The organism is Arthrobacter sp. MDT1-49-2 (assembly GCF_059090185.1).
In genome coordinates this window covers 496,344-507,885 of record NZ_JBNHFK010000001.1, presented here as the reverse complement: position 1 = coordinate 507,885, position 11,542 = coordinate 496,344, and the positions used below count along the sequence as shown (strand labels likewise).

12 protein-coding genes are annotated in these 11,542 nt (G+C 67.0%); 4 read left to right on the top strand and 8 right to left on the bottom strand.

Features of this window, described 5'->3' with window-relative positions; genetic code table 11:
* Positions 1 to 28: 28 nt before the first annotated feature.
* Positions 29 to 673: a hypothetical protein gene (locus AC5RTS_RS02405; protein WP_493990457.1), complete on the top strand. Its 645-nt coding sequence runs from the start codon at positions 29 to 31 to the stop codon at positions 671 to 673.
* A 118-nt stretch (positions 674 to 791) separates the two neighbouring features.
* The gene (locus tag AC5RTS_RS02400) at positions 792 to 1,064 is read left to right on the top strand and encodes a GlsB/YeaQ/YmgE family stress response membrane protein (RefSeq protein ID WP_493990456.1); all 273 of its coding nucleotides are present in this window, start codon (positions 792 to 794) and stop codon (positions 1,062 to 1,064) included.
* A gap of 155 nt (positions 1,065 to 1,219) precedes the next feature.
* Here the strand turns inward: AC5RTS_RS02400 and AC5RTS_RS02395 are convergent, their stop codons facing one another.
* Positions 1,220 to 1,477: a hypothetical protein gene (locus tag AC5RTS_RS02395; protein ID WP_493990455.1), complete on the bottom strand. Its 258-nt coding sequence runs from the start codon at positions 1,475 to 1,477 to the stop codon at positions 1,220 to 1,222.
* 150 nt (positions 1,478 to 1,627) lie between these two features.
* On the opposite strand from AC5RTS_RS02395, the gene AC5RTS_RS02390 reads away from it, so the two are divergent.
* Positions 1,628 to 2,128, top strand: coding sequence for a DinB family protein (locus tag AC5RTS_RS02390; RefSeq protein ID WP_493990454.1), 501 nt, complete (start codon positions 1,628 to 1,630; stop codon positions 2,126 to 2,128).
* 24 nt (positions 2,129 to 2,152) lie between these two features.
* Here the strand turns inward: AC5RTS_RS02390 and AC5RTS_RS02385 are convergent, their stop codons facing one another.
* The 7 genes from AC5RTS_RS02385 to AC5RTS_RS02355 all read right to left on the bottom strand — a co-directional run bounded on the left by AC5RTS_RS02385 (position 2,153) and on the right by AC5RTS_RS02355 (position 10,027).
* Complete coding sequence (locus tag AC5RTS_RS02385; protein ID WP_493990453.1) at positions 2,153 to 2,578, bottom strand: SRPBCC domain-containing protein; 426 nt, start codon at positions 2,576 to 2,578, stop codon at positions 2,153 to 2,155.
* Between the two features lie 199 nt (positions 2,579 to 2,777).
* On the bottom strand, positions 2,778 to 4,109 hold the full coding sequence (locus AC5RTS_RS02380; RefSeq protein ID WP_493990452.1) for an HRDC domain-containing protein: 1,332 nt from the start codon (positions 4,107 to 4,109) through the stop codon (positions 2,778 to 2,780).
* Between the two features lie 51 nt (positions 4,110 to 4,160).
* Entirely contained in the window at positions 4,161 to 4,784 is a 624-nt protein-coding gene (locus AC5RTS_RS02375) for a DUF3000 domain-containing protein (protein ID WP_493990501.1), read from the bottom strand.
* Positions 4,785 to 4,906: 122 nt separating this feature from the next.
* A complete protein-coding gene (locus AC5RTS_RS02370; RefSeq protein WP_493990451.1) occupies positions 4,907 to 5,989 on the bottom strand; it encodes a threonine aldolase family protein in 1,083 nt (360 codons plus the stop codon).
* 45 nt (positions 5,990 to 6,034) lie between these two features.
* On the bottom strand, positions 6,035 to 6,802 hold the full coding sequence (locus AC5RTS_RS02365) for an SDR family NAD(P)-dependent oxidoreductase (protein WP_493990450.1): 768 nt from the start codon (positions 6,800 to 6,802) through the stop codon (positions 6,035 to 6,037).
* The gene (locus tag AC5RTS_RS02360; protein WP_493990449.1) at positions 6,799 to 8,217 is read right to left on the bottom strand and encodes a DUF6421 family protein; all 1,419 of its coding nucleotides are present in this window, start codon (positions 8,215 to 8,217) and stop codon (positions 6,799 to 6,801) included. Before AC5RTS_RS02360 ends, AC5RTS_RS02365 begins: the two co-directional genes overlap by 4 nt.
* Positions 8,218 to 8,398: 181 nt before the next feature.
* Complete coding sequence (locus tag AC5RTS_RS02355; RefSeq protein WP_493990448.1) at positions 8,399 to 10,027, bottom strand: peptide chain release factor 3; 1,629 nt, start codon at positions 10,025 to 10,027, stop codon at positions 8,399 to 8,401.
* Positions 10,028 to 10,281: 254 nt separating this feature from the next.
* Between AC5RTS_RS02355 and AC5RTS_RS02350 the strand changes: the two genes are divergently transcribed.
* Positions 10,282 to 11,448, top strand: coding sequence for an acetyl-CoA C-acetyltransferase (locus AC5RTS_RS02350; RefSeq protein WP_493990447.1), 1,167 nt, complete (start codon positions 10,282 to 10,284; stop codon positions 11,446 to 11,448).
* The last annotated feature ends 94 nt before the right edge of the window (positions 11,449 to 11,542 follow it).

Genomic DNA, 11,542 nt, shown 5'->3' with positions numbered 1-11,542 from the left:
GCGGCGGTAGACAGCTAGACTGCCGTCCATGACACAGGCGGGGGGACTGACAGGGGACGAGACCGGGCGACAGACCGGGGGAGAGGCAGCGGGAAAGGCTGCGGAAGGTGCTGCCCTGCCGGAACCTGAATACCGGATTGATTCGCGAACCCTTCGGGAAGTCCCGGTGGATCCAGCCGCCGCCGAGGAATGGCTGGCAGCGACCAGCGGGGATGAAGCTGTAGCTGCTGCCCGGATCGCCTGGTTGCGGATCATGGGACGGCTTCCCGAAGCTGAAGCGGCAGCCCGGGCAGCACTCGAAGCCGCTTCCCCTGCGTCCTTATCTCCGCATACCCGAGCCGGGAGTGCCCTGGTGCCGGCGGGAATCCTCCCGTCCATCCGCCTGGCCCAAGTGCTGCAGTGGAAAGGGCAGCACGGCGACGCCCTGAGTCTGCTCGCGACCGTGGACCGGCTCCTGGGAGGGCTTGCTTCGGCATCCGCGGATGCCGGGCAGGGCACCCGGGCGTTCCTGCACCAGCACCGCGGCAAGGTGCTCCTGGACGCAGGGCATCCGGTCTGGGCGCTGAGCGAGTTCCGGCGGGCGTTGCAGCTTCGCATTGCTGCCGGGTCCCCGGACGACCAACGGCAATCCGCCGAAACGGCTGTGAGAGATGCCCTGCGGCGCCTGAAATAGACAGCAGGCTTAGGGAACTGCCGGCTTCCGGTCTAGGATTGATGGCAGAACAGCTCTCCGGAAGCGGATAAACCGCTCGGGCGTCCGTTGTTTGCACCGTTACGAAGGGATCAGGACCATGATCGGATTCATCATCGCAGGGCTAATCATTGGAGCGCTGGCGCGGCTGATCAAGCCCGGCAAGCAGAACCTGGGCATCGTGGCGACCCTGCTGCTCGGCCTGGCGGGTTCCGTCATCGGCGGCGTGATTGCCAATCTGCTGGGCACGGGAGACATATTCGAACTCAATGTCCTCGGCTTCATCATTGCGGTAGTTGCCGCCGTGCTGCTTATAGGTACGGCCGAAGCTATCGCCGGCCGGAACAAGGGCAACTCCCAGATTCGCCGGTAAATCTCCGGGCCGCCCCTGGGGAGATCAACGGGGCGACACCGGGGGACACCCGGAAAAACAAGCCGTCCCGGCTCCGCAGCATCATGCTGTGGGGTCGGGACGGTTTTGTTTAGGTGTGGGGCACGCGAAACGGCCGGGTCAGGCCGGCAGTCCCATCAGGCCGGCAGCGACTCCGGAGCCGGGTAACCGGCAGCCGGTTCGACTGGGGCGACGGCGGGGGTGATGGTTGCGGGGCGCAGGCTGCGCTCCTCAAGTTCCGCCAAGAGCGAGACATAGAAGCCGTAGAGGCCCTCGATGAGCGGCCCGTCTTCGAGCTGGTTGAACGCCTGGTCACACAGAGCTTCGAGGCTGCTCGTGTTCATGGAGGCGAAGTCGGGAAAAAGATCAACATGGGTGATCGGGGCATGGGTCATATGGATTCCTCACAAAGGAAGCAATGGTCCACGTCTTAAACCACAGCGACCCCCTACGCTAGCCGTTCCACCGGCCCCTGTAAATGCGGGCTGAACGCGGCCCGGGCGCGTATCCCGCTCTGCAGGGTGTCCGGGGGTTAGATTGAGGGCATGCAAACCGATAACCGGGTCGAACCGCCCGAGACTGCCGGGGAACTCGAGACCCTGACCGGATTTCTGGACTACTTTCGGGACACTGTGGTGATGAAGGCGTCCGGGCTCACCGATGCGCAGGGGGCGAAGCGGCTGCTGCCATCGATCACGACCGTCTCCGGGCTGGTCCGCCATCTTGCGGACGTGGAGCGTTTCTGGTTCCTCGGTCGGATCGACGGGCAACCGGATGTGAGGACCAGATGGTCCGATGACGATCCCGACGGCGAGTTCCGGGTCAGCGACCAGGACAGCCTGGCGGACATCATCGCGGATTACCAAGCAGCCTGTGCGGAGTCGCGTGCCGTGTTGGAGAACTACCAGCTGGACGAGCGCTGCCGCGGCGGCGAAGGCACACAGACGGTCCGCTGGGTGCTGGTGCACATGATCGAGGAGACCGGCCGGCACTGCGGACACCTGGACATCCTGCGCGAGTTACTGGATGGCTCCACCGGTGACTAGGTGCGGCGAAAACCCGCACCCCGCTCACGCCACCGGGAATGATTCCAACATGGCCTTTAGCCCGGCGTAAATCCCCGGGGTGTCGTGGTCGACCGAGATTGCCGATGCCCCGTAGAGTCCGGTGATTCGGACCGTGAGCTCGCAGCCGTCACCGGCCTGTTCCAAGGTGTATTCGAGGACGCCGGGGGATTCCGCTGCCACTGTACCGTTCCACTGCGGGTTGAAAGTGAGGGCCAGACGGACCGGTTCCTCGACGGTGAGGACTGTCCCGGTGATCAGGACCTCGCCGTCGTAGCCCATTGCGTAGGTACTTCCTTCGGACATGGCCCCGGAGAGAACCGAGTTCCACATCCACCGGCGGGGGATGTCCGTGGCCGTCAGCTCCTCCCACACCCGCTCAGGGCGGCAGGCAATGCGAGTCCGGTAGAGAGTTGCCGCGGTGTCGCTCATGACCTGCCTCCTGGGTGAAGTGCCGCGCGTCTGCAGCAAGGTGACACTAAACCATGCACCCTCGAACCGCCATCCCCTGGTACGGCCTGTGGATAGTGCTCATTCTCCGCCTTCGGCCGGATCGACCGGATGCAGTTCGGTTCGGATGGCGTCCAGGTGCCGGGCGCCAGCCCGCAGTGTCAACAGGTAGGGCAGCGGACTACCGTCGCCGTGCCGCTCCCCGCGTGTCTGCAGCCGGCTTCTCCTCCGCCGGCTTTTCCACCAGGGGATCGGGGTCCAGGAAGGCCACGGTGAGCACTGCGGCGGTTTCGCGGATCTGCCATTCCCGCGCGCCCAGCTCACGCAGCGCGGCACTCACGGTATCCAGGTTGATCTCGGCCGGCGGGCGCCAGGCCAGCCGGCGCAGGTGATCCGGAGTGAGGAGGTTTTCCAGCGGCAGGTCCAGCTTCTCTGCCAGCGCAGTCAGCCGGGGCTTGGCGGTCTGCAGCCGGGCAGCGGCAGCCGGATCGTTTTTGGCCCAGACACGCGGGGGAGGCGGGGCGTGAGTGGGGATGTGCAGCGGCGGAAGGTCCGTGGTGGAACGGGCAGCTGAAATACACCGCAGCCAGCGCGGAGCCTCCTTCTGCGCCGCACGGCCGTGGAACCCGGGTGTTTTCAGCAGCTGCGGAACCGTGGTGGGCATGGCCCGGGCAGCGGCCACGATCGCCGAATCCGGAATCAGCCGGCCGGGCGCGGTGTCGCGCAGTTCCGCCAGGTGCTCGCGTTCGGTCCACAGTTCACGCACAGCGGCCAGCTGGCGGCGGTCCCGGAGCTGGTGCATGCCGGAAGTGCGGCGCCAGGGGTCGACCCGGGGCGGCGCGGGCGGAGCGGTGCGGATCGCTTCGAACTCCTCCTCCGCCAGTTCGAGCTTCCCTGCCTCGTCCAGCACCCGGATCAGTTCGATCCGCAGCTCCGCGAGGACTTCGACGTCGAGCGCCGCGTAACGCAGCCACGGCTCCGGCAGCGGCCGGGTGGACCAGTCGGCTGCGGAGTGTTCCTTCGCCAGGGAGAAGCCCAGCAGGTTTTCAATCACTGCCGCCAGACCCACGCGGGGCAGCCCGGCCAGCCGGGCAGCGAGTTCAGTGTCAAAGAGCTTGTCCGGCCACATACCCAGGGCGGAAAGGCAGGGCAGGTCCTGGGTGGCGGCGTGCAGGATCCATTCGACACCGCGCAATGCCTCGTTGATGATCCGCAGGTCACCGAATGCCTCGGGGTCGATGAGCCAGGTGCCGGCGCCTTCACGTCGGATCTGGACCAGGAAGGCGCGCTGGCCGTAGCGGAAACCCGAGGCGCGTTCAGCGTCGACAGCTGCGGGGCCGGTACCGGCGGCCAGGGCTGCCGCGGCACGTTCCAGCCCGCGGGGAGAATCAATGACCAGCGGGACGCCGTCCCGCGGGGTTTCAAGGACCGGAAGCAGTTCCGGCGGTTCCCCGGTCTCGGCTGGTGCGGAGCTGGACGGGTTTTCGGTCTTGCCGGATATATGCGCGGTCATAAGGATTCCATTCTACCGACGAAGCCGGGAGCAGCGGACAGGGCGGCGGCCTCAGCTGCGCCGGCGGCCCGGAAGGGGGGTGACGCCGTCGGGCAGCGGGGGCAGGCCGGCGAAGGTGCAGACCATGTCCGACCACGCTTCCAGATGGGATTGCACGTCGGCATCTGCCGGCGTCCAGGAAGCGCGCAGCTCAATATCGATGGAGTCGTCCCGGCCCTCGAGGGTGCCGTAGCTTTCCGAAAGGACCCTGGTGGCCGTTCCGCCGGCCAGCGAATAGGGGGCACCGTGCTCCTCCAGTGCCTCCACCAGCCAGGTCCAGGCCACCGAGCCCAGCAGCTGGTCATTGCCCATATCCGGTTCCAATTCGGCGCGGATGTAGGTCACAATGCGGAAGGTGCCGTTCCAGACCGGGGAACCTGCCGGATCGTGCAGCAGGATGAACCGGCCCGTGGCCAGTTCCAGCTGTTCGGGGATCTGCAGGGCGGCCGGGCCGTGCAGGCTGGTGGGCCCGGCCGGTCCGGGTGCCAGGACCTCGGCGCCGAGCGATACGGCGTACGGAGCCAGGCGCGTGGGGGCGGGGATTTCCTCGAGTTTCAGTTCCGCCCGGCAGGTGGCCCGGCGCAGCGCGCCGAGGGCTGTCAGGAAATCCGGGGGCACCTGGGAAAGGTCACCTATTGCACTCACCTCCGCAGACTATGGCCTGCGGAACATTGCCGCCGACGCAGGCTCGCCGCTGTGGCCGTTTTGTTACCTGCCGCCCGTTGTGCGGACACGGACGGACGGCAGGTGAGCAGCGTTTAGTGTGTGCCCAGCGGTGCCGGATCGGCGGCCACTTCGCGGGCGATGGCTTCGGCGAAGGCATCGATATCGTCCTCGGAAGTATCGAAGGTGCACATCCAGCGCACCTCGCCGGTGGACTGGTCCCAGTCGTAGAACCGGAAGTCGCTGCGCAGACGGTCCGCCACGCCGGCGGGCAGCTTGGCGAAGACGGCGTTGGACTGCGTGGGCTGGGTGATCTCCACGCCGTCGATCTTCTCCACGGCGGCACGCAGGCGCTGCGCCATGGCGTTGGCGTGCGACGCCGAGCGGTGCCACAGGTCCGTGCCGTACAGGGTGACGAACTGGGCGGAGATGAAGCGCATCTTCGAGGCCAGCTGCATGTTCATCTTGCGCAGGTAGTCCAGGCCCGGTGAGGCCTCCGGGTCGAAGGTGATGATGCATTCGCCGTACATCATGCCGTTCTTGGTGCCGCCCAGGGACAGGATGTCCACGCCGGCATCGGCGGTCATTTCCTTGAAGGAGACGCCAAGGCTGGCGGCGGCGTTGCCCAGCCGGGCGCCGTCCATATGGAGCTTCATGCCGCGGGCGTGGATGTGCTCGGCAATGGCGGCGATTTCCTCCACGCTGTAGAGGGTGCCGAGTTCGGTGGACTGGGTGATGGACACGGCCAGCGGCTGGGCGCGGTGCTCGTCGCCCCAGCCCCAGGCCTCGCGGTCGATCAGTTCCGGGGTCAGCTTGCCGTCCTCGGTGGGGATGCCGAGCAGCTTCATCCCGCCGATGCGTTCGGGGGCGCCGTTCTCATCCACGTTGATGTGCGCCGTCGTCGGGCAGATCACCGCACCCCAGCGGGGCAAAAGCGACTGCAGTGCGGTCACGTTCGCGCCGGTGCCGTTGAAGACAGGGAATGCGCGGATGCGGCTGCCGAACTGGTCCGTCATTACCTCGCGGAGCTTGGCGGTGTACACGTCTTCGCCGTAGGCCACCTGGTGGCCCTGGTTGGCGGCGGTCAGTGCGGCCAGGATTTCCGGATGGACACCGGAGTAGTTGTCGGAGGCGAAGGCCCGGATGGTGGTGTCGTGCAGGGGGAGAATGTCAGTCACGGTTCCTAGTATCTCTTACATTGGGTGTTGCGCCGGTCACTTTTCCTAACCGGTGAGGGGGATCCGCTGCCCGTTGATGTCGCCGGCGTCCTGTTCGAAGAGGCGGACGACGGCGCGAGCCAGATCTGCCACGTCGGTGGCCCCTTTGAAGGTCCGGTCCGGGGACGCCCGGCGCTGCTCGTCATCCACCAGCGACTTCACCACAAACACCACGGCGGCGGAGTGCTGGGGCCCGGGGTTTTCCTTGCGCGCGGACTGGGCCCGACGGAAGCCGGCAGCAACGGCACGAACCCAGGCATCGGCGGCTGCCTTGGCGGCGGCATAGGCCGCGCCGCCGGCGGTGGGGGAGTCCACAGCGGTGGCGGACACGATCGCCAGGCGCCCGGCCGGTGATGCCTGTAGCTGGTCATAAAAACTGCGGCTGACGTTGCGCAGGGTGCGCAGGATGTTCGTTTCCAGGAACTCCCAGTCCTCCTCGGACTGCGAGGTGATCCCGGCACCGGCGCGCCAGCCGCCCACCAGGTGGATCAGCCCGTCGACGCCGCCGTAGGGTTCCTGCAGGTCGGCGGCGAGAGCCGCGACCTCCCCGGCGTCGTCGAGGTTACACGTACGCAGGTCGGCGTTCCTGAGCCGGGACAGCGTGTGTTCCAGCCGAGCGGCGTCACGGCCAACGGCCACCACCCGGGCGCCGGCGGCGTCGAGGGCTTCGCACACGGCCGTGCCCGAGGCGCTCCCGGCACCGGCCACGAGGACGGTCAAACCCGTGAGGGCAGCGGCGTCCCGGCTGGCGCCGGTGCCGGGAGGGGTGCTCATGCTGCGTGTTCGCCGGCTGCCGCGTCCGTGGCTCCGGTGATCCCGGCGGTGGACTCGATGACCGGGGCCATCTTCTTGGACAGTGCTTCGTAGAACATGGACAGCGGGAACTCGTCATCCAGGACCTGGTCGGTGAGTGCGCGCGGCGGTCCGTCCAGCGGCAGCGCCTGCGGTCCCCGGGCCCAGACCGAGGCCGGGTGCGGCGTCAGGGTTGCCGACACCAGATCGTAGGCCGCCAGCCAGTGCGCCGTCTTGGGCCGGTCGATGGAGCGCCAGTACAGTTCCTCGATCTGGGCGCCGAGCCGGACAACGACGTCGGCGGTCTCCTCCCAGTCGATGCTCAGTTTGCCGTCGGTCCAGTGCAGGACGTGGTTCTGGTGCATCCAGGCGAACAGCAGCTGGCCGCCGAGGCCGTCATAGTTGCGCACCCGGCTGCCGGTGATGGCGAAGCGGAAGATGCGGTCAAAGATCACTGCGTACTGGACCAGGCGGGCGTGCCGGCGGGTTTCCGCGGGAGCGTCCTCGTCGCGCTGGATTTTGACGGCTTCGCGGAACGCGGTCAGGTCGCAGCGCAGTTCCTCCAGCGAGTAGAGGAAGTAGGGCATGCGCTGCTTGATCATGAACGGGTCAAAGGGCAGGTCGCCGCGCATATGGGTGCGGTCGTGGATGAGGTCCCACATAATGAAGGTTTCCTCGGTGAGCTGCTGGTCCTCGAGCAGTTCCGCGGCTTCGGCGGGCAGCTGCAGCGAGGTGATGTCCGCTGCGGCGGCGAGGACGCGCCGGAAGCGGGCGGCTTCACGGTCGGCGAAGATGGCGCCCCAGGTGAATGCCGGGGTTTCCCGCACGGCGACGGTTTCCGGGAAGAGAACGGCGGAATTGGTGTCGTAGCCGGGGGTGAAGTCCAGGAAACGGATCGGGACGAACAGCCCGTTGGAGTACTCGCCGGCCTCGAGTTCCGCCACGAACTCGGGCCAGATGACCTCAATCAGCACAGCCTCCACCAGCCGGTCGGAGCTGCCGTTCTGCGTGTACATCGGGAACACCACCAGATGCGTCAGGCCATCGACACGCTCGCGCTGCGGCTGGAAAGCCATGAGTGAGTCCAGGAAGTCGGGCTCGGTCTCCAAGCCGGCGGCAACCCAGCGCTCGAAGTCGGCGACGACGAGTCGGAGGTAGTCGCCGTCGTGCGGGAAGGCCGGGGCCAGGGCCGTGACCGCTGCACAGATGGTGCCGATGAGTTCCACGGCCCGGTCATGGTGCGGGGCATCCACGGAACCGTTCTTGTTCTGCAGCGGCTGCAGATCGGTGGCGGCCTGTTTCAGGGTCAGCCATGCTTCGGTCCCGGCGGGGGCAGTGCCCGCCGGCACAGCGGCGATGTCGGGCCGGTTGAGCGCGGAGAAAGCGGGGGAGGACATGGCTGTGGCCTTCCGGGAAGGAGCCGTCACGTCGCGGACGGGACGGCAGCTGGACTAATTAGCCGCCAGCATACTCACGTATTCCTAACGCTTACCGAAGAACAGCCCGGACGTAAGCACTTCTTATGCTCATGTGGCGTCCGTCACGCCGGAGCTTCAGTGCCGCTTCATCTGGGATCCGCTAGTAGCCGCGGCTGTTCGGCGACTCGGTGCCGATGACGGTCAGCGAAACCTCCGGGTGGTTCTTTTCCACCCGGCGCAGCGCCCACACGTCGTTGAACACCGCGACGTACGCACCGTCGGTCCGCACCAGCACCTCGGCGCCGTGCACGTTGGCGAGGATCTCCGCCGCGTCCGGCGTGGTCAGCCGGGCCAGCGAGTAGGAGAGCTGCTCGTAGCGCATGGGGGCGTTGAAGTCCTGCGTCATGCGGTCCTCCACCACCTCGAACTGCATGGGACCCACGGCGGCCAGCACGGGCGCCTGATCGCCGCGCCGGTCCGAGCGGAGCACCTGGATGATGCCCTCGTGCTCGAGCTGGTCGATGCCGCGGCGGAACTGCTTGTAGCGGCTGGGGTCCTGGGACCGGGCCACGCGGAAGTGCTCGGGGGAGAAGAACGGGATGGGCGGGTACTCCACCGGTTCCTCCACGTACAGGCTGTCGCCCACCCGCAGCGCCGAGGCGTTGACCAGCCCGACGACGTCGCCCGGGTAGGCCTGGTCGATTACTTCGCGTTCGCGGCCGAACAGGTGCTGGGCGTACTTGGTGGCGAAGGTCTTGCCGGTGTTGGAGTGCGTGACCACCATGCCGCGTTCGAAGATGCCGGAGCAGACACGGATGAAGGCCACATGGTCGCGGTGGGCGCGGTTCATGCCGGCCTGGACCTTGAAGACGAAACCGGAGAACGGTGCATCGACCGGACGCAGGCCGCCGTCCTTGTCCTCGCGGGCGGACGCCGACGGCGCCAGATCGACCAGGGTGTCCAGGATCTGCTTGACGCCGAAGTTCAGTGCGGCGGAGGAGAAGAGGATGGGGGTGGCCTTGGCGTTGAGGAAAGCGTCACGGTCGAACTCGCGGCCGTCGATGACCAGCTCGGCCTCGTCCAGGGAGTCGGTCCAGACGCTGCCTTCGCGCTCCAGGGCCTGTTCCGGGGTGAAGTGTTCCTCCTTGGCCAGGGAGGCACCGGAGTTCTGCCGTTCGAAGTGGACGTATTCATCCTTCTTCAGGTCCCAGACGCCGCGGAAATCGCCGGCAATGCCGACGGCCCAGGTCAGCGGCATGGGTGCCAGCCCGGTGCGTTCGGTGATCTCGTCCATCAGCGCCAGCGGGTCCAGGCCCGGGCGGTCCCACTTGTTGATCACGGTGATGATGGGCAGGTTCCGGGCCCGGCACACTTCGAACAGCTTCATGGTCTGGGTTTCCAGGCCCTTGGCGGCATCCACCAGCATCACGGCACAGTCCACGGCGGCGAGGACGCGGTAGGTGTCCTCGGAGAAGTCGGCGTGGCCGGGGGTGTCCAGCAGGTTGATCACGGTGTCGCGGTAGGCGAACTGCAGGGCCGTGGAGCTGATGGAGATGCCGCGGTCCTTTTCCATCTGCATCCAGTCGGAAACCGTCTCGCGGCGGTTTTCCTTGCCGTTGGTGGCACCGGCCGTGCCGATCACCCGGGCGTGCAGGGCCAGCGCTTCGGTGAGCGTGGACTTACCGGCGTCGGGGTGGGAGATCACGGCGAAGGTGCGCCGCCGGGCGGACTCCCGAACGATCTCTTTGGTGGCGGTGGCGCTGACGGTGGTGGAAACCTGTTGGGACACTCCGCTGCTTTCACGTGTGGTGGGTTGGTGCCGCAGGATTCGCGGCTCGGGCTGCCAGTGATGGCAGCCTTTCCATTCTAGCCGTTCGCTGCCTGCCCCCGGGACTCCCTGTGCCGGCACCCGGTTTTGTCCGGCCATCCGGCACGTTTCGCGCATACCGGCGGTCGGATGACCGAACCAGCGGTATCCCCTAATGTGGTGCACGGCACACACTTGGCAACCATCTGCCTTACAACGACGAAAGGCCCTCCATCATGGCTGAAGCGTTCATCATCGACGCGGTCCGCACACCTGTCGGCAAACGAAAGGGGGGACTGAGCGGCATCCACCCCGCCGACCTTGCCGCGCATGTCATCGCCGAAACGGTCCGCCGCAGCGGGATCGATTCCGAGGAATACGATGAGGTGATCCTCGGCGCCATTGACCAGGTTGGACCGCAGTCCATGGACATTGCCCGCACCGCCTGGCTCGCGGCCGGCCTATCCGAGCGGGTTCCCGGAACCACCGTGGAACGCCAGTGCGGCTCCGGCCAGCAGGCGGTCTCCTATGCGGCGCAAGCCGTCATGAGCGGCACCAGTGACCTGGTGATCGCCGGCGGTGTGCAGAGCATGTCCTCCGTGCCCATCGGCTACGCGAACACCGCTGCCAGGGAGCTGGGTTTCCCGGACCCGTTCGCGGGCTCGGTCGGCTGGGAAAAGCGCTACGGCAACCAGCAGGTTTCACAGTTCATCGGTGCGGAGATGATGGTGAAGCAGTGGGGGATCAGCCGTGAAGAGATGGAGGACTTCGCCGTCGAGTCCCATGTGCGGGCCATCGCCGCGCAGGCAGCGGGACGCTTTGACCGGGAAATCCTGCCCATGAACGGGGTCACCGCCGACGAGGGTCCCCGGGATCCGGACCGGGCCAAGATCGCCACCCTCGCCCCGCTGGCCGAAGGCGGCTCCCTGACTGCCGCCACGTCGTCGCAGATTTCCGACGCCGCCGCCGTCCTGCTCATAGCCTCCGAGGACGCGGTGCGCCGGCACGGCCTGAAGCCGCGTGCCCGGATCCATTCCATCTCCGCCCGCGGCGATGATCCGATCATGATGCTCAGCGCCCCGATCGAGGCCACCCGGCATGCCCTGAAGCGCACCGGCATGAGCGTGGAGGACATCGATCTGTTCGAGATCAACGAGGCCTTCGCCTCCGTGGTGCTGGCCTGGCAGCGCGAGCTTGGCGTGGACATGGCCAAGGTCAACGTCAACGGCGGCGGCATTTCCCTCGGCCACCCGATCGGGGCCACCGGGGCGCGGATCATGACCACCCTGCTGCACGAACTCGAGCGCACCGGCGGCCGCTACGGGCTGCAGACCATGTGCGAGGGCGGCGGACAGGCCAACGTCACCATCATTGAACGCCTGGATGAGGACTTCCGGCTCTAACCGCTCCTTTCACGCTGCACCCACTGCACACCCGGCAGGACGGGCCTTCGCTTCGGCGGAGGCCCGTCCTGCTGTCCCGGGACCGTTCCCGGGC

Bases quoted from the DNA above. Each gene is read 5' to 3' on its own strand.
- AC5RTS_RS02405 (WP_493990457.1), top strand. From the start codon at position 29: ATGACACAGGCGGGGGGACTGACAGGGGACGAGACCGGGCGACAGACC.
- AC5RTS_RS02400 (WP_493990456.1), top strand. From the start codon at position 792: ATGATCGGATTCATCATCGCAGGGCTAATCATTGGAGCGCTGGCGCGG.
- AC5RTS_RS02395 (WP_493990455.1), bottom strand. From the start codon at position 1,477: ATGACCCATGCCCCGATCACCCATGTTGATCTTTTTCCCGACTTCGCC.
- AC5RTS_RS02390 (WP_493990454.1), top strand. From the start codon at position 1,628: ATGCAAACCGATAACCGGGTCGAACCGCCCGAGACTGCCGGGGAACTC.
- AC5RTS_RS02385 (WP_493990453.1), bottom strand. From the start codon at position 2,578: ATGAGCGACACCGCGGCAACTCTCTACCGGACTCGCATTGCCTGCCGC.
- AC5RTS_RS02380 (WP_493990452.1), bottom strand. From the start codon at position 4,109: ATGACCGCGCATATATCCGGCAAGACCGAAAACCCGTCCAGCTCCGCA.
- AC5RTS_RS02365 (WP_493990450.1), bottom strand. From the start codon at position 6,802: ATGAGCACCCCTCCCGGCACCGGCGCCAGCCGGGACGCCGCTGCCCTC.
- AC5RTS_RS02360 (WP_493990449.1), bottom strand. From the start codon at position 8,217: ATGTCCTCCCCCGCTTTCTCCGCGCTCAACCGGCCCGACATCGCCGCT.
- AC5RTS_RS02350 (WP_493990447.1), top strand. From the start codon at position 10,282: ATGGCTGAAGCGTTCATCATCGACGCGGTCCGCACACCTGTCGGCAAA.